The following is a 16,968-nucleotide window of genomic DNA, read 5'->3' as shown; positions in this document are numbered from 1 at the left end:
CATCGCGAGGAACTGTCGGTCATCCCGGCGGAGGAAGACGAGCGCCGAGGGCAGTTCGATCGCTACGCCGCCGAGCTATATAAACTGATCAGGAAGACCGAATGGTGGGCGCACAAGGGATCGAACCTTGGACCTCTCCCGTGTGAAGGGAACGCTCTCCCGCTGAGCTATGCGCCCGGGACGATGGGCGGACGAGGCCGCCGGTCATCGAAGCCGCGATTTACGGAACGCGGGGGTGGGGTGTCAAGCGTCGCGGGCCGACAATTGCATCAAATCAAGGGATTTGGCTGAAATCAGCCGGCCGGGCGGGCGCGGGAGGCATGGGTCTGCAGCGCGCGGATACGGTCGGCCAGTGTTCCGCCGCTGGAGACTGCCGTTCCATTGGTCGCCTGACCGTTGGCGGCAGGGATGGCCAGGGGCTCGGCGGACAGGATCGCATCGATGGTCGAGTTCGGGCCCTCGATCGCGGAGGCGAGCTTGGCGACCTCGGCAGCGATGTCGTTGATGCGCTCGCGCAGCAAAGCGTTCTCCATACGCTCGGTCGCCCAGGAGCTTTCGGTCTGCTGCTGGAGCGCGGCGAGCTCGCGCTGCAGCCGCGCCTTGTCCTCGCCGCTGCCCTTGAGCTGGGCTTCCAGCGCCGCCTTCTCGCTGCGCCAGGCGTCCGGCGTCGCGGCCGCAGCGGTGCCGGCCTGCCGGCGCAGCTGCTGGTTTTCCTGTTCGAGCGTGGCGATGCGACCGTTCAGCGCCTCGACGTCGCGGGTGTGGGAGGAGAGCTGGCTTTCGAGATCGCCGACCCGCTGGCCGAGGTTTTCGGCGCGGCTGCGGGCATCGGTGAGATCGCGCGCGGCGGCGTCGGAATCGACGCGCTGCGCCGTGAGCTTCTGCTCGGCGTCGCCGAATTCACGTGCGGCGGTGCTGACCTGCAGCTTCATCACCTCGATCTGGGCGTTGAGCGCGGCGATCTCCGCCTGATGGCCGGCGGCCGCCGAACTCTGGCCGGTGAGATCCTGCCGCACCTTGTCGAGTTCGCGGTGCTTGTCGGCCAGCGCCTGCTCGGCCGTGCGCAGCGCGGCCGTCTTGGCGGTGAATTCCTCCTCGGTGGTGCGCAGCTGCGCCTTCATCGCCTTCTCGCGGGTTTCGAGCGCGAACAGCGCGGCGTTCTTCTCGCCGAGCTCGACCCGCAGGCGGTTGATGGCATCGGATTTCTTGCCGAGCTCGGCGAGCTGGCTGGTGGTCTTGTTCTTGAGCTGGTCGACGCTCATTTCCAGCCGGCGGGCGGACATGGCGAATTCGGCGCGCAGCTGGTCCTTGTCGGCCTGGATCTCCGCCATGGACACCGGCGTCGCCGCCTCCAGCCGCCTGGTGGTCAGCCGGACGGCGCGGTTGTGCACCAGCGGCATGACCATCAGCGCGAGCAGCGCGGCGATCAGGAAACCGATCCCCAGATACATGATCGGCTCGACCATGGAGAAACTCCTGCGTGACGGCACGGCCCATCCGGAGCGCGCTCCGGCCGGGGCAGAACAAGGCTAACTTTTCCAATGGGTTGCGAATGGGCCGGCGGCGCGGTGGCGCGCGGCCCGGTGCGAAAACCCTTTGTTCACCATGCCACGGCGTCCGCTCGCAAATCCAGCGCGACCGCTTGTTAACGTAAATCGCGCCGGTTCCCGCCCTCCGTCGGGGCTGCCTGCCGGATCAGGGGAAGGCCGGGCCGCTCAAGGGCGGCCTATCGGGATCAGAACGGGTTCCAGGTCGCCCGCGGCGTGAACTTGAGGTAGCCGACATTGGCGCCGAGGCGCAGGCCGACGCCCGAGCGGATCGGAACCAGGACGATGTTGTTGGCGGTCAGCGCCGTCATACCGAAGCCGCCGACGAGATAGGCCGAGCCGTCGATGCCGACGAAGCGCTGATAGATCGCGTTGGTCGCCGGCAGGTTGTAGACCAGCATCATGGTGCGGGCACCGTCGCCGCCCCAGTCGAAGCCGAGCGAGGGGCCCTGCCAGTAGACGCGCAGGTCGCCGGCGTTCTTGGTATAGAGCGTGCCCTCGCCATAGCGCAGGCCGGCGACGAACGCGCCACTGCCTTCCTCACCGAGCACATAGCCGTTGGGCAGGCCCCACTGGCTGACCGCCTTCTCGATCACCGATGCGAGGCCGCGCGAAACGTTGCCGAAGAAACGATGGCCGGCGGTCACCAGTTCGTCCGGACCGTAGGAGCCGGGCTGCTGCTGCGCGGGGGCGCCCTGTTGTGCCACGGCCGGCGCGCTCCAGCACACGAACGCTGCGAGCATCAGCGCCGTCAGGCGCGAAGCGAAGGTCATGAAGGCCTCTCGTCTCAAAGATGAATCCCGATCCTCAGCTTAACCGGATACTGAGAAGATGAATTTAAAGGTGGCCAGCGTTCCCGACTCAAGGGGTTATCCGCAGCAACTATGACGGTACGGCGGCAGGAAATGAAAGGGCGATGGCCTCAAATCGGCCGGATTGCGGCGGTCGCCGGCCTTTTCGTGCTGTCCTTGAGCATTGCGCGCGCGCCGGCGGCGACCACCGAACGCATAGTGGTCGAAGCTTACACTGGCCTTGCGATCGGCGGGGTCGATCCCGTGGCCTACTTCACCGACGGACAGATGCTCAAGGGCCTTCCCGAGTTCGAGTTGATGGCCCAGGGCGCCGTGTGGCGGTTTCGCAACGAGGACAACCGCGCGTTCTTCGCGGCTGCCCCCCAGATCTACGGGCCGCAGTTCGGCGGCTATGATCCCGTGGATGTCGCCCGCGGCGTCGCGGTGGCCGGACAGCCGCGGCTGTGGCTGATCTATGGCCAGAGGCTCTATCTGTTCGCCCGCGAGGACAGCCGCAATGCGTTCGCGGCGCGCCCCGACGCCACGGCCCGCGCCGCCGCGGCCGCCTGGCCCGCCCTGCGCGAGACGCTGGCGCGCTAGCATGCGCGTGAACGCGACCTGTTGACGTGAAGGCACGGCGTCAAACGCAAGGATCGTGTTCTAGGCCGTCGCCGCTGCACCGTCGCCGAACGCGATGAATTCCGGAATGATGAAGTCGTCGCGCGTTTCGCCGAAGCGGATCGGCTGGCCCTGCGTGTCGATGATCCGTCCGCCCGCCGCGGTCAGCACCGCATGGCCGGCGGCGACGTCCCATTCGCAGGTCGGGGCGAGGCGGGGATAGATGTCGGCGCTGCCCTCGGCCACCCGGCAGAACTTCACCGCCGAGCCCATCGCCTGGCGCACCGCGCCGGGCCGCGCGTCGATGAAGGCCTCGGTGCGGGCATCGCCATGCGAGCGGCTGACCGCCGCGATCCACGGGCTGCCCGGAAACGCGCGGGTGCGGATTGCCTCCGGCGCGCCCAGCGAGCCGTCGGGGGCGACCGACATGCGTTCGGCGCCCTGACCGACGACCCCGCGCCAGATCAGCCCCAGTGCCGGCGCCCCGACGATGCCGAGCAGCGGCCGGCCGTCGGTGATCAGCGCGAGGTTGACCGTGAACTCGCCGTGGCCTGCGACGAATTCGCGCGTGCCGTCGAGCGGATCGATCAGGAAGAAGCTGTGGCGGCAGGGCCGCGCCGTCTGGTCGGTGCGCTCTTCGGACAGGGCCGGTACGTCCGGCGCGAGGCGCGTGAGACCTGCGGCGATCACCGCGTCGGCGGCGAGATCGGCCTCGGTCACCGGCGACCCGTCGGCCTTGCCGATGACGTCCATGGCGCGGCGGTTGACCGCGAGGATGGCCTCGCCGGCGCGGACGACAAGGTCGGTCAGGGGAGCAAGCAGGGCGAGGGCGGCGTCGCGTTCGATAACCGGCGTGGTCACGGCAGTCCCTTTCGGCGCCTCGCGGGGCTGGCGGGTCCCGTCGCCCGCCGGCGGCGCTCCGCGGCGCCCAGCCCCCGGCATATCAACAACCGCCGGGCAAGAAAACTGTCATGAAAACGACACCGAAACCCGCACGCTCGGAGCGGCGTGGCGGTACCGCCGTCTGCCGCCGCGGTGCCGGGCCGCGTGGGTGGCCGCAGCATCGCCCGCGGTGTATCAACCAAGACGTGTTTTGATTCGCCGTGCCCCTCGTGCGCGGCCAGCCGAGGAACGCATCCATGTCCGGCACTCCCGCCACTGGTTCTGCCCCCGACGCCCTCGAACTCGCCGCGCTGCTGTGCTCGCGTGTGTGCCACGACCTGATCAGCCCGGTCGGCGCCATCGTCAACGGGCTCGAGGTGCTCGACGACGATCCGAAGGAGGAGGACCGCGAGTTCGCGCTGTCGCTGATCCGCAAGAGCGCGCGCACCGCCTCGGCCCGCCTGCAGTTCTGCCGTCTGGCGTTCGGCGCGGCGGGCTCGGCCGGCGCGGTGATCGATCTCGGCGATGCGCAGAACATGGCGCGTGGTCACTTCGAGGACGAGAAGACCAAGATCACCTGGAACCTGCCGCGCGTGCTGCTGCCGAAGAACCGCGTCAAGCTGCTGCTCAACATGATGGTGATCGCGCAGCAGACCATCCCGCGCGGCGGCATGCTGACGGTCGATGCCGTCGGCGAAGGCGACACCATGACCTTCACCATCCGCTCCCAGGGCCTCAACGCGCGCATCCCGCAGGCGATCGCCGACACACTCGCGGCGACCCATGCCGCGGTCGACGCGCATGCGGTGCAGCCATACTACACGCGCCTGCTCGCGCAGTCCTGCGGCCTTACCGTCACGCTGACGCTCGAAGGCGATACCGTCGAGGTCAAGGCGGCCTGACGGCGCTTGCGCGGTGCGCGAGCGTTAAGGATTGATTGACGGATTTGCGCCCATTCGCGCCAAATCCGTCCATCTCCTTGGCGCATCCGTTCTTTTCTCATCACGCAACTAAAATTAAACGCTTTGCATAGAAACTGAACAGGCCCTGAAAGGCGTGCTGTGGTCGCGCGCCTGGTGTTCGAAGGCCTGTCCATGGACGATCTGCTCCGAGAGTTCCTGACCGAGACGAACGAAAGTCTCGACGTTGTCGACAATCAGTTGGTGCGCTTCGAACAGGAGCCCAACAACGCCAAGATCCTCGACAACATCTTTCGCCTTGTTCACACCATCAAGGGCACGTGCGGCTTCCTCGGCCTGCCGCGCCTCGAGGCGCTTGCCCACGCCGCCGAAACGCTGATGGGCAAATTCCGCGACGGCATGCCGGTCACCGGCCAGGCCGTGACGCTGATCCTGACCACCATCGACCGCATCAAGGAAATCCTCAATCAGCTCGAAGCCACTGAGGCGGAGCCCGAAGGCGCCGACGAGGACCTGATCGAGCAGCTGCATCATCTCGCCGAGCATGGTGCCGACGCTGTGATTCAGGCCGAGCCCGCACCGCCGCCCGTCGTCGAACCGGAGCCGCAGGTCGCGACGGGATCGCTGACCTTCCAGGTGCTCGAGCGTCCGCTGCGCCCCGGCGAGGTGTCGCTCGATGACCTCGAACGCGCCTTCCGCGAGACCGAGGTCGAGATGGCGGCGCCGCCGATCGCGCCGGCAATGCCGGCCGAACCCGTGGCGGAGAAGGTCGCGGCCAAGCCGGCGGCGAAGCCCGCCGTACGCAAGTCCGTCGTCGAGCAGGACGCACCGGCCAGCGAGAGCGACAAGATTTCCAACCAGTCGATCCGCGTCAACGTCGACACCCTCGAACACCTCATGACCATGGTGTCCGAGCTGGTGCTGACGCGCAATCAGCTGCTCGAGATCAGCCGTCGCAACGAGGACAACGAATTCAAGGTGCCGCTGCAGCGGCTCTCCAGCGTCACCGCCGAGCTGCAGGAAGGCGTCATGAAGACGCGCATGCAGCCGATCGGCAACGCCTGGCAGAAGCTGCCGCGCATCGTGCGCGACCTCTCCAGCGAACTCGGCAAGCAGATCGAGCTGGAGATGCACGGCGCCGACACCGAGCTCGATCGCCAGGTGCTCGACCTGATCAAGGACCCGCTGACGCACATGGTGCGCAACTCGGCCGACCATGGCCTCGAGACGCCTGCCGAACGCGCCAGGACCGGCAAGCCGGAGCAGGGCACCATCCGCCTTTCGGCCTATCACGAGGGCGGCCACATCATCATCTGCATCGCCGACAACGGCCGCGGTCTCGATACCGACCGCATCAAGGCCAAGGCGCTCGCCAACGGCCTCGTCACCGAGGCCGAACTCGAGAAGATGTCGGAAGCGCAGATCCACAAGTTCATCTTCGCGCCGGGCTTCTCGACTGCGGCGGCCGTCACCAGCGTGTCGGGCCGTGGCGTCGGCATGGACGTGGTGCGCACGAATATCGACCAGATCGGCGGCACCATCGACATCAAGTCGGTGCCGGGCGAGGGCGCGAGCGTCACCATCAAGATCCCGCTGACGCTGGCCATCGTCTCGGCGCTGATCGTCGAGGCCGCCGGCGACCGTTTCGCGATCCCGCAGCTCGCGGTGGTCGAGCTGGTGCGTGCGCGCGCCAACTCCGAGCATCGCATCGAGCGCATCAAGGATACGCCCGTCCTGCGGTTGCGCAACAAGCTGCTGCCTCTGACCCATCTCAAGAAGCTGCTCAAGATCGATGAGGGCGAGGCCACCGATCCGGAGAACGGCTTCATCGTGGTGACGCAGATCGGCGGCCAGACCTTCGGCATCGTGGTCGACGGCGTGTTCCACACCGAGGAAATCGTCGTCAAGCCGATGTCGAGCATGCTGCGCCACATCAACATGTTCTCGGGCAACACCATTCTTGGTGATGGTGCCGTGATCATGATCGTCGATCCCAACGGTATCGCCACTGCGCTCGGTACCGCGATCGACGCCCAGCACCAGATCGCCGAAGAGAATGCGGCATCGCGCCATCAGTCCGACCAGACGACGTCGCTGCTGGTGTTCCGCGCCGGCTCGAGCCAGCCGAAGGCCGTGCCGCTCGCACTTGTCACGCGCCTCGAGGAGCTGTCGACCGACAAGATCGAACTCTCCAACGGCCGCTACATGGTGCAGTACCGCGAGCAGCTGATGCCGCTGGTCCAGGTCGAGGGCGTCGAGATCCGCACCACCGGTGTGCAGCCGATCCTGGTGTTCTCCGACGACGGCCGCTCCATGGGCCTTGTCGTCGACGAGATCATCGATATCGTCGAGGAGCGGCTCAACATCGAGGTCGCCAGCGGCCGCGATGGCGTGCTCGGCTCGGCGGTGATCAAGGGCCAGGCGACCGAGGTCATCGACGTCGGCCACTTCCTGCCGATGGCTTTCTCCGATTGGTTCACGCGCAAGGAGATGCGGGTGTCGGCGGCGTCGCAGAGCGTGCTGCTGGTCGACGACTCCGCGTTCTTCCGCAACATGCTGGCGCCGGTGCTCAAGGCCGCGGGCTACCGCGTCACGGTCGCCACCAACGCCCAGGAAGGCCTCGGCGTGCTGCGCGCCGGCCAGAAGTTCGACGTCGTGCTGACCGACATCGAGATGCCGGACATGAACGGCTTCGAGTTCGCCGAAACCATCCGCTCCGACCGCAAGCTCGGCACCACGCCGATCATCGCGCTGTCGTCGGTGATCTCGCCGGCAGCCATCGAGCGCGGCCGCCAGGCCGGTTTCCACGACTATGTGGCGAAGTTCGACCGCCCCGGCCTGATCGCGGCGCTCAAGGAACAGACCACTGAGATCCACCAGGCGGCCTAAAGGAGACCGGTGATGACGACCAAGACCGATACGATTTCCACCGGCGTCACCGAGTACGTCACCACCATGATCGGCGGCCAGCTGTTCGGCCTGCCGATTTCGCGGGTGCAGGATGTCTTCATGCCGGAACGCCTGACGCGGGTTCCGCTGGCGTCGCGCGACGTCGCGGGCGTCCTGAATCTGCGTGGCCGGATCGTGACCGCGATCAACATGCGCTCGCGGCTCGGCCTGCCCAAGAGCGAGGACGACCGGCCGCCGATGGCGGTCGGAGTCGAACTGCGAGGCGAATCCTACGGCCTCCTGATCGACACCATCGGCGAGGTGCTCAAGCTCGCCGACGATACCCGCGAGGTGAACCCGGTCAATCTCGATCCGCGCATGGCCAAGCTCGCGGCCGGCGTGCATCGGCTCGACGGCCAGCTGATGGTCGTGCTCGACGTCGATCGTGTGCTGGACATCTCCACCGACAAGCTGGCGGCATGACGGACATGCCGCGTCCGTCCAAGGACAAGTCCAAGTAATGGCCCCAGCGGGCCCGACAATCGAGGTTGGAAATGAAAACGTGTCTGGTCGTCGATGACTCCAGTGTCATCCGCAAGGTGGCGCGGCGCATTCTCGAAGGTCTGGATTTCCAGATCACCGAGGCCGAGGACGGCGAAAAGGCGCTCGACGCCTGCAAGCGGGGCCTGCCGGACGCGGTGCTGCTCGACTGGAACATGCCGGTGATGGACGGCTACGAGTTCCTGCGGAACCTGCGCCTGATGCCCGGTGGCGACCGGCCGAAGGTGGTGTTCTGCACCACGGAGAACGACGTCGCGCACATCGCGCGCGCGCTCCATGCCGGTGCCAACGAGTACATCATGAAGCCGTTCGACAAGGATATCGTGACCGCGAAGTTTCACGAGGTCGGGCTGATCTGACATCGGCCCTTCTTCGCCAAGTTGTGTTGTGTACGGCGTTTTTCGGTGAGTAATGAGTGTTTTAGCAGCGACTTCCCGCGCGTCGACCACGGCGCAATCGGGGCCGATCCGCGTCATGGTGGTCGACGATTCCGTCGTCATCCGCGGGTTGATCTCCCGCTGGATCGAGGCGGAGCCCGACATGGCGGTCGCCGCGTCGATGCGGACCGGCCGCGATGCCGTCAATAATGTCGAGCGCTGCGACCCCGACGTCGTGGTGCTCGATATCGAGATGCCCGATCTCGATGGCATCTCGGCGCTGCCGATGCTGCTTGCCAAGAAGCGCGACCTCGTCATCATCATGGCCTCGACGCTGACCCGTCGCAACGCGGAGATCAGCTTCAAGGCGCTGTCGCTCGGCGCGTCCGACTACGTGCCGAAGCCGGAGACGACGCGCGAGATCGATGCCGCAGGCACCTTCAAGCGCGATCTGCTGTTCAAGATCCGCCATCTCGCCGCACGGCTGCGCCGTTCGGTGTCGTCGCCGTCGATCGCCCCGGTGTCGCCGACGCCGCCGGCCGCGCCGGTGGCCGCGCCCAACGTCGTGCGGCACGAGCCGGTGCGCCATGTCGCCGCTCCGGCCGCCGCGGCCGCCGGGCACAGCTCGCTGCGCCCGTTCGGCCTCGTCGCGCCGCGCGTGCTGCTGATCGGCTCCTCGACCGGCGGTCCGCAGGCGCTGATGTCGCTGGTGACGGAGATCGGCGCGGTGATCGACCGTGTGCCGGTGCTGATCACCCAGCACATGCCGCCGACCTTCACCACCATTCTCGCCGAGCATCTCACCCGCGCCAGCGGCCGTCCCGCCCATGAGGGCGTCGAGGGCGAGCCGGTGCTGCCCGGCCGCATCTATCTCGCCCCCGGCGGCCTGCACATGCGCGTCGTGCGCAAGGGCGCGCAGGCGGTGATCGCCCTCGACAACGGCCCGCAGGTCAATTTCTGCAAGCCGGCGGTCGATCCGATGTTCTCGTCCGCGATCGACATCTGGCAGGCCGGCATTCTCGCGGTGATTCTCACCGGCATGGGCTCCGACGGCATGCGCGGCGGCAAGGCCGTCGTCGATGCCGGCGGCAGCGTGATCGCCCAGGACGAGGCTTCCAGCGTCGTCTGGGGCATGCCGGGCGCCGCCGCGCAGGCGGGCATCTGCGCCGCCATTCTTCCGCTCGATCAGATCGCTCCGAAACTGAACCGGATGTTTGCAGGGGGCCGCCCGTGACGCCACTGGACTATGACTACCTGCGCAAGCTCCTGAAGGATCGCTCCGGCCTCGTGCTGTCGGCGGACAAGCAGTATCTGGTGGAGAGCCGCCTCGTGCCGCTCGCCCGCAAGGCGGGCCTGCCCGGCATCGTCGAACTGGTGCAGAAGATGAAGGCCGGCGACGAGCGTCTCATCGTCGACGTCGTCGAGGCGATGACCACCAACGAGACGTTCTTCTTCCGCGACAAGGTGCCGTTCGAGCACTTCCGCGACACCATCATGCCGAAGATGCTGCAGGCGCGCGCCGCCCGCAAATCGCTGCGCATCTGGTGCGCGGCGGGGTCGACCGGGCAGGAGCCCTATTCGCTGGCGATGATCCTCAAGGAAATGGGATCGCAGCTCGCCGGCTGGCGGATCGATATCCTCGCCACCGACATCTCGGTCGAGGTGCAGGAGAAGTCGAAGGCCGGCATCTACAGCCAGTTCGAGGTGCAGCGCGGCCTGCCGATCCAGATGCTGGTGAAGTATTTCAAGCAGGTCGGCGAATCCTGGCAGGTCAATCCGGAGATCCGCGCCATGGTGCAGCACCGCCAGCTCAACCTGCTGCAGGACTTCTCCCATCTCGGCACCTTCGACATCGTGTTCTGCCGCAACGTCCTGATCTACTTCGATCAGGACACCAAGATCGCGGTGTTCAACCGTCTCGTGAAGTTGATGGAGCAGGACGGCTTCCTCGTGCTCGGCGCCGCCGAGACCGTGGTCGGTCTCACCGACGCGTTCAAGCCCTATCCCGATCGCCGTGGCCTGTATTCGCCGAACGCGCTGCCGACCCGGGCGGCGCCGGGACTGGTGCCGGGCCTTGCGGCTGGCGCCGCCGCGACCGCCCCAGCGGCGCGCCCGTTCAAGATCGCGACGGGCAGCTAAAACGTAGTGACTTGAGGGCTTGTCTGAAGTGATCCGTCACCCTGAGGTGGCTAGCTCCGGCTTCAGCCGGAGCGTCCTTTGACATCGACAAGTCGGGCAAGCCCGACCTGTCGCGCTGTGAGCGGCCTTGAAGGGCGACGGCCCAAGCCTTGATTTAGCGGTCCTTGGCCCAGCGGCCGTTCATCCTGCGAGGCTTGCGTTGCTCGCACCTCAAGGTGACGGATGGCAGTTGGCCGCTCCCCTGTACGATCCTTATCGGGAATCCGACATGCGCCGGCTCTCGCCCGGCCACCAGCGCTCACACGATCGCGTGCGGCACGAACCGTGAGCCGTTGCCGGTGATCGGGTTCTCGTCCTCGCGGATCGACAACCCGCATGGCGTGTCGCCGACCAGCCAGCTGCCGAGCACCGGATGCTGGCCGTTGAACGCCGGCAGCGGCGCGAGTGCCTGGCGGATGAAGCCTTCGCTGCCATAGGGGCCGTCCTCGGCGACCAGCGTCTCGCCGCCGCTGACGATCGTGACGTTAGCACCCTCGCGCGAGTACAGCGGCTTGCGCACATACGATGTGCCGAGCGTCGCGGCCGCGGGATCGTCGTCGAAGTAGGCCGGCAGCAGGTTGGGATGGTTCGGGAACATCTCCCACAGCAGCGGCAGGATGCCCTTGTTGGACAGGATCATCTTCCATGGCGGTTCGATCCAGCGGGTATCGCCGCCTTTGAGACGCGCGCCGAACGTCTCGCGCACCATCCATTCCCACGGATAGAGCTTGAAGACGAGCGCCATCGGGCGCTCGTCGAGATCGACGAAATGGCCGTCGTCGCGCCAGCCGATGGCGGTGACGTCGAGCTGCGTCGTCGCAAGCCCGGCCTGTCGCGCGGTGTCCTCGAGGTAGGCGAGGGTGCCGGCGTCTTCGTCGTTTTCCATCATCGCCGCGAGATGCACGGGCTTGCCCCTGGCGACCTCGGCCCAGCGCGCGATCAGCCGTTCGTGCAGCGAATTGTACTGGTCGGCGGCGCGTGGAATGATCTGGCGCTCGATCGCCTGTTCGAGCCAGGTCCACTGAAAGACGGCGGCCTCGAACAGCGAGGTCGGGGTGTCGGCGTTGTACTCCAGCAGCTTCGCCGGACCATGGCCGTCGAAGCGCAGGTCAAGGCGGCCGTAGAGGCTGGCGTCGCCGCGCTTCCAGCTTGCGGCGATGAACGTCCAGAAATTTTGCGGGATCTGCAGCCGCCTCAAGTCGCGCTCGCTGTCGACGACGCGGGCGACGAGCTGGCGGCACATCGCATCGAGCTCGCCGGTCGGCGCCTCGATGCTGCGTTCGATCTCGTCGAGCGTGAAACCGTAGTAGGCGCGCTCGTCCCAGTAGCGCTCGCCGCCGATGGCATGGAACGTGAAGCCCATGGCATGCGCCGTGGCCTGCCAGTCGTCACGCTCCGGACAGACGATGCGCTGCATGTGTCTTGCTCAGCCGCCGGAGAAGTGTGCGCCGATCGCGTGCGCGAACGAGCCGAAGCCGCCGCGCGTGACATGGCTGCCGCTGTCGCCGGGGGCGCTGCTGCTCGTCGTGCCGTGGGAGGAGGACGACGAGCTGCTGTCGTCGAAAAAGCCCCATGACCGGCTTGATGAGCCGTGTCCGCCGGACGACCAGGAGCTTCCCGTGCGTCGCGCGCAGTCGCGCGGATCCTGCGGGCCGGGGGCGCCGTCGGTCCCCGCGATCGCCGCGCGGTCGGCACGGCAGTTCTCGCTGGGCATCATCGCATAGGCGCCGCCGCCGACAGCAGCGGTGCCCATGAGGAGAAGCACGACCTGGGAGCGTTTCATCGCGCGCCTCAGGTGGTCATCGATGCGGCGTTGAGTGCCCCGGCGGCGAGCGACGACAAGCCCAGCCAGATCGCCGGTGCCAACTCGCCCGCGGCGATGCGCGCCGACAGGTTGGGCACGGGGATGCGCACGATGAAATAGACGACGATCTGCACGATCAGCGCGATCGCGCTCCAGATCAGGCAGTCGAGGACATTGGCGGCATGAGTCATGGCGCTGATCACCGGCAGCGTGAAGCCGAGCAGGCTGAGCCCGAGCGCGATGGCGGCGCTCGGCACGTTGTCGCGGATCAGCTTGAACTCGTCGTGCGGCGTGACGCGGGTGTAGACGAACAGATAGGCGAGCACGGCAATGATCGCCGTGCAGAAATACACCAGAAATGCCGGCAGCCCGGCGAGCGATTGCAGGATCATCGGTTCAACCCCCAGTGATGTCCCATGGAAAAAAGTCGGAAATCGGGTTCGGGTGATTGGTCGTGGCAACAGATGTGGCGGTTCGAGACCGCAAGTCTTGCGCCGCGCCAATCGTTCTCATTCGGCGGCGCTGCGGCCTGATTCGGCAGGCGGCAGCGAATAGCGGCCGGCGATCACGCGGTAGAGCCATTCGCGTTCGATTTCGGTCGCTGCTCTGGCGATATCGATGCGTTGGGTCCCAACGTCGATTGTCAGGCGGTTGCTGTTGTCCGTTGGCCGGAGCTGCAGGGTTCGCAGCGCCATACGGTTCAAGTTCAGGCGGATACGTTTGGGAAACGTTGCCTGCCAGTTCCAACTGCCGGTGCGTGGCGTCGTTGGAGGCGGGGGAACGCCGGCGTCATAGTCGATCCCCGACTGGGTCAATCGCAGCGTTTCGGGGATAGGTGGACGGAGATGACGGAAGGCCATGTACATCGCAAAGCCGCCGCCGATGAGCCAGCCGGCCAGCCAGAACATGATGAAACCGTTGGCCTGACCAGACAGCACCCGGCCACCGGCGTCCTTGACGCCGAAGGCCCAGCCGCCAAGCCAGCACAGCAGGAACAGGCCCGCGAAATAGCGCGAGGGCGAGGCCGGGTAGGGGATGGCGACGAGCGTATCAGCTCCGTCGCTCTGAATGGAAATCGTCGAACCCGCGGGCGGAGGCGGGGCTGAAATCATTGCTGTCTCCGGCAGGACGGCTGCGCAGACGAAAACGGCATCGTGTCGGCCGCGACCGATGCGCTTCAAACGCTGCAACTATAGCTTTGCCGGCGGCGCCGTCCATGCCGGGCGGGTGGGGACCGCGTTCGTGGTCATGTTGATGATGCGGCCGCACAAACAAAAACCCCGCCATTTGCGGCGGGGTTCAGTCGGGAGGAGAGAGCCTCGCGGCTCGCCGTCAAGACGCCTTACGCAGGAATGCGAACGTCTTCCTCGTGCGGTTCGCGGAGCACGTAGCCGCGGCCCCACACAGTCTCGATGAAGTTGCGGCCCTCGGACGCGTTCGCGAGCTTCTTGCGCAGCTTGCAGATGAAGACGTCGATGATCTTCAGCTCGGGCTCGTCCATGCCACCGTAGAGGTGGTTGAGGAACATTTCCTTGGTGAGGGTGGTACCCTTGCGGAGCGAGAGCAGCTCCAGCATCTGGTATTCCTTGCCCGTCAGGTGAACCCGCTGGCCAGCCACTTCCACCGTCTTGGTGTCGAGGTTGACCACGAGGTCGCCGGTCTGGATGACCGACTGGGCGTGGCCCTTGGAGCGGCGGACGATGGCGTGGATGCGCGCGATCAGCTCGTCCTTGTGGAACGGCTTGGTCATGTAATCGTCGGCGCCGACGCCCAGGCCCTTCACCTTGTCCTCGATGCCGGCGAGGCCGGACAGGATCAGGATCGGGGTCTTGATCTTGGAAACCCGCAGCTGCTTGAGAACGTCATATCCGGACATGTCCGGCAGGTTCAGATCAAGCAGGATGATGTCGTAGTCGTAGAGCTTGCCGAGGTCGACGCCCTCTTCGCCGAGATCCGTCGTGTAGACGTTAAAGCTCTCGGACTTGAGCATCAGTTCGATCGACTGCGCGACGGCGCTGTCATCTTCAATCAGCAAAACGCGCATGCCAGTCCCCTATAATCGCCGCTCCGGGCGTCAGGTCGAGCCGCGAACGTGCGGCACTGGAAACGCCTTTGAACAACTGATTCGGACCCTGACTGGCTATGGTTAACAAAACCTGATTCGTCTCCGCAAGCTCTATCGGTGCAAAATTCGCCGAATCGACCTAAGATATTGCGTGTAACCAGCTTTTCGTACCCGCCCGCGTTCAAGTTCCACTTTAAGAGTCGGCGTTAACCGACTCTCGCGACTCGCTCCTTCGTCCGAAAGGGCGAGCGCGATCAGTTACCAAAGACAGTGACGCAATGATTAACGATGCGGGTAAACACGAAGTTAAGGGCGGGCCCTAGCGGTTCCAAAACTTAAGGTTTTCGCAATGAAAGCGCTCGCGGAACAAATCGGCGATATCGAAGGCGTCAATATTTATGGCCGCGTCGTGGGTGTGCGCGGCCTGATGGTCGAGATCGCCGGTCCCATCCATGCGATGTCGGTGGGGGCGCGCATCGTCGTGGAGACCGCGCCCGACCGTCTCATTCCCTGCGAGGTGATCGGTTTCACCGGCAGCAATGCGATGGTGATGCCGTTCGGCGGTCTCGAGGGGGTGCGGCGCGGCTGCCGCGCGGTGATCGCCACCGCGGCGGGGCAGGTGCGGCCCTCGCCGGCCTGGCTCGGCCGTGTGGTCAACGCCATGGGCGAGCCGATCGACGGCAAGGGGCCGATCGTCCAGGGCGCCTCCCCGATGCCCTATCGCAACGCGCCGCCGCCGGCGCACTCCCGCAAGAGAGTCGGCGCGCCGCTCGATCTCGGCGTGCGCTCGCTGAACACCTTTCTCACCTGCTGCCGCGGCCAGCGCATGGGCATCTTCGCCGGCTCCGGTGTCGGCAAATCGGTGCTGCTGTCGATGCTGGCGCGCAACGTGGATGCCGATATCTCGGTGATCGGGCTGATTGGCGAACGTGGCCGCGAGGTGCAGGAGTTCCTGCAGGAAGACCTTGGCGAGGAGGGCCTCGCCCGCTCGGTGGTCGTGGTGGCGACGTCCGACGAGCCGGCGCTGATGCGCCGCCAGGCGGCGTATCTCACGCTCGCCATTGCCGAGTATTTCCGTGACGACGACAAGGACGTGCTGTGCCTGATGGATTCGGTGACGCGCTTTGCCATGGCGCAGCGCGAGATCGGCCTGTCCGCCGGCGAGCCGCCGACGGCCAAGGGCTATACGCCGACCGTGTTCACCGAGCTCCCGAAACTGCTGGAGCGCGCCGGCCCCGGCATGGGCAGCGGCACCATCACCGGCATCTTCACGGTGCTGGTCGATGGCGACGATCACAATGAGCCAGTCGCCGACGCGGTGCGCGGCATTCTCGACGGCCATATTGTCATGGAGCGCTCGATCGCCGAACGCGGCCGCTACCCGGCGATCAACATTCTCAAGTCGGTTTCGCGCACCATGCCGCGCTCGGCCGATCCGGCCTACCTGCCGGTGATCAGTCGCGCGCGGCGGATCATGGCGACCTACGCTGACATGGAGGAGCTGATCCGGCTCGGCGCCTATCGCGCCGGTTCGAGCCCGGAGGTCGACGAGGCCATTCGCCTGCACGAGCCGCTGGAGGACTTCCTGCGCCAGGCGAAAACCGATGCCACCGGCATTGTGGAAGGCTACCAAAGGCTTGAGCAAATTGTCGGGGTGTTGGAAACGGAACGCTAACTTTGTCGGGCCATGATCTCCCACAATTTGCAGTGAATGCCGGCGGGGCCCTTCCAGGGAACCGGCATTGTCCCGCGTTCGTCGGGGGACTTCTGGGGAGTACGAGTCGATGAAGTCACGAGACACGCTGATCCGGCTGAAGAAATTTCAGGTCGACGAGAAGCGCCGTCGGGTTGCTCAGATCGAGAGCATGATCGCCGACTTCCAGCGCATGTCGTCGGATCTCGAGCGCGAGATCCAGCTGGAGCAGGAGCGCGCCGGCATCAGCGATCCGACGCACTTCGCCTATCCGACCTATGCCAAGGCCGCGATCCAGCGCCGCGAGAACCTGACCCGCTCGGCCGACGAGCTGCGCGGTCAGCTCGAGGAAGCCAAGGCCGCGCTCGGCGAGGCGTTCGAGGAATTGAAGAAGGTCGAGCTGCTCGACGAGCGCGACCAGGCGCGCGAGCGCGCCGAGGAGAATGCGCGCGAGCAGGCGGATATGGACGGCATCGGCCTGATGCGGGCGGCGCGGTTGTCGGCGCTGGCCTGATCCGCGGCGATCGGTCGCGATGCTCCATCCACGGCGCATCGCCAGCATATCGGCCAGGACATCTGCCAGAACATCTTGCCAGGTCATCTGGCCAAGCCATCTTGCCAAGGCCTGTCACCAAGATATCCA

The 16,968-nt window shown here is 66.1% G+C and carries 17 protein-coding genes and 1 tRNA gene; 9 read left to right on the top strand and 9 right to left on the bottom strand.

The annotated features are described in order from the left end of the window. Positions 1-102: 102 nt before the first annotated feature. The 3 genes from JQ639_RS14965 to JQ639_RS14955 all read right to left on the bottom strand — a co-directional run bounded on the left by JQ639_RS14965 (position 103) and on the right by JQ639_RS14955 (position 2,320). Positions 103-177: transfer RNA gene (locus tag JQ639_RS14965), tRNA-Val, on the bottom strand. Positions 178-293: 116 nt separating this feature from the next. Further along, positions 294-1,466: a coiled-coil domain-containing protein gene (locus JQ639_RS14960; protein WP_211966963.1), complete on the bottom strand. Its 1,173-nt coding sequence runs from the start codon at positions 1,464-1,466 to the stop codon at positions 294-296. 269 nt (positions 1,467-1,735) lie between these two features. Further along, the gene (locus JQ639_RS14955) at positions 1,736-2,320 is read right to left on the bottom strand and encodes a DUF1134 domain-containing protein (RefSeq protein ID WP_211966964.1); all 585 of its coding nucleotides are present in this window, start codon (positions 2,318-2,320) and stop codon (positions 1,736-1,738) included. A gap of 186 nt (positions 2,321-2,506) precedes the next feature. Here JQ639_RS14955 and JQ639_RS14950 point away from each other — a divergent pair, with 186 nt between their 5' ends. Continuing rightward, positions 2,507-2,938: a YHS domain-containing (seleno)protein gene (locus JQ639_RS14950; RefSeq protein WP_371745087.1), complete on the top strand. Its 432-nt coding sequence runs from the start codon at positions 2,507-2,509 to the stop codon at positions 2,936-2,938. A 60-nt stretch (positions 2,939-2,998) separates the two neighbouring features. Here JQ639_RS14950 and cysQ read toward each other — a convergent pair whose 3' ends face one another. Then, complete coding sequence (gene cysQ, locus JQ639_RS14945; RefSeq protein ID WP_349644709.1) at positions 2,999-3,817, bottom strand: 3'(2'),5'-bisphosphate nucleotidase CysQ; 819 nt, start codon at positions 3,815-3,817, stop codon at positions 2,999-3,001. A 278-nt stretch (positions 3,818-4,095) separates the two neighbouring features. Between cysQ and chpT the strand changes: the two genes are divergently transcribed. The 6 genes from chpT to JQ639_RS14915 all read left to right on the top strand — a co-directional run bounded on the left by chpT (position 4,096) and on the right by JQ639_RS14915 (position 10,724). Further along, entirely contained in the window at positions 4,096-4,740 is a 645-nt protein-coding gene (chpT, locus tag JQ639_RS14940) for a histidine phosphotransferase ChpT (RefSeq protein ID WP_211966967.1), read from the top strand. 192 nt (positions 4,741-4,932) lie between these two features. Continuing rightward, positions 4,933-7,647, top strand: coding sequence for a hybrid sensor histidine kinase/response regulator (locus tag JQ639_RS14935; RefSeq protein ID WP_211966968.1), 2,715 nt, complete (start codon positions 4,933-4,935; stop codon positions 7,645-7,647). A 12-nt stretch (positions 7,648-7,659) separates the two neighbouring features. Further along, entirely contained in the window at positions 7,660-8,130 is a 471-nt protein-coding gene (locus JQ639_RS14930) for a chemotaxis protein CheW (RefSeq protein ID WP_211966969.1), read from the top strand. 71 nt (positions 8,131-8,201) lie between these two features. Further along, positions 8,202-8,567 carry a response regulator gene (locus JQ639_RS14925; protein ID WP_211966970.1) on the top strand — a complete coding sequence of 122 codons (366 nt, stop codon included), beginning with the start codon at positions 8,202-8,204 and terminating at the stop codon, positions 8,565-8,567. A gap of 52 nt (positions 8,568-8,619) precedes the next feature. Further along, positions 8,620-9,819 carry a protein-glutamate methylesterase/protein-glutamine glutaminase gene (locus JQ639_RS14920; protein ID WP_211966971.1) on the top strand — a complete coding sequence of 400 codons (1,200 nt, stop codon included), beginning with the start codon at positions 8,620-8,622 and terminating at the stop codon, positions 9,817-9,819. Next, positions 9,816-10,724 (top strand): CheR family methyltransferase, encoded by a 909-nt coding sequence (locus JQ639_RS14915; protein WP_211966972.1) that lies wholly within the window; start codon positions 9,816-9,818, stop codon positions 10,722-10,724. The genes JQ639_RS14920 and JQ639_RS14915 overlap by 4 nt, the downstream gene beginning before the upstream one ends. A gap of 298 nt (positions 10,725-11,022) precedes the next feature. Here JQ639_RS14915 and JQ639_RS14910 read toward each other — a convergent pair whose 3' ends face one another. The 5 genes from JQ639_RS14910 to ctrA all read right to left on the bottom strand — a co-directional run bounded on the left by JQ639_RS14910 (position 11,023) and on the right by ctrA (position 14,611). After that, positions 11,023-12,180 carry a glutathionylspermidine synthase family protein gene (locus JQ639_RS14910; RefSeq protein ID WP_211966973.1) on the bottom strand — a complete coding sequence of 386 codons (1,158 nt, stop codon included), beginning with the start codon at positions 12,178-12,180 and terminating at the stop codon, positions 11,023-11,025. A gap of 9 nt (positions 12,181-12,189) precedes the next feature. After that, a complete protein-coding gene (locus tag JQ639_RS14905) occupies positions 12,190-12,546 on the bottom strand; it encodes a hypothetical protein (RefSeq protein ID WP_211966974.1) in 357 nt (118 codons plus the stop codon). An 8-nt stretch (positions 12,547-12,554) separates the two neighbouring features. Then, positions 12,555-12,959 carry a DUF350 domain-containing protein gene (locus JQ639_RS14900; protein ID WP_211966975.1) on the bottom strand — a complete coding sequence of 135 codons (405 nt, stop codon included), beginning with the start codon at positions 12,957-12,959 and terminating at the stop codon, positions 12,555-12,557. A gap of 117 nt (positions 12,960-13,076) precedes the next feature. Beyond that, complete coding sequence (locus JQ639_RS14895; protein ID WP_211966976.1) at positions 13,077-13,679, bottom strand: hypothetical protein; 603 nt, start codon at positions 13,677-13,679, stop codon at positions 13,077-13,079. A 230-nt stretch (positions 13,680-13,909) separates the two neighbouring features. Further along, positions 13,910-14,611 carry a response regulator transcription factor CtrA gene (ctrA, locus tag JQ639_RS14890; protein ID WP_211966977.1) on the bottom strand — a complete coding sequence of 234 codons (702 nt, stop codon included), beginning with the start codon at positions 14,609-14,611 and terminating at the stop codon, positions 13,910-13,912. A 370-nt stretch (positions 14,612-14,981) separates the two neighbouring features. On the opposite strand from ctrA, the gene fliI reads away from it, so the two are divergent. Next, on the top strand, positions 14,982-16,307 hold the full coding sequence (gene fliI / locus JQ639_RS14885) for a flagellar protein export ATPase FliI (protein ID WP_211966978.1): 1,326 nt from the start codon (positions 14,982-14,984) through the stop codon (positions 16,305-16,307). A gap of 109 nt (positions 16,308-16,416) precedes the next feature. After that, a complete protein-coding gene (gene fliJ, locus JQ639_RS14880; protein ID WP_211966979.1) occupies positions 16,417-16,839 on the top strand; it encodes a flagellar export protein FliJ in 423 nt (140 codons plus the stop codon). The last annotated feature ends 129 nt before the right edge of the window (positions 16,840-16,968 follow it).

The organism is Bradyrhizobium sp. U87765 SZCCT0048 (genome assembly GCF_018131225.1).
Taxonomy (GTDB): domain Bacteria; phylum Pseudomonadota; class Alphaproteobacteria; order Rhizobiales; family Xanthobacteraceae; genus Bradyrhizobium_A.
The sequence above is the reverse complement of the archived record's forward strand: the minus strand, read 5'-3'. Positions and strand labels throughout refer to the sequence as shown.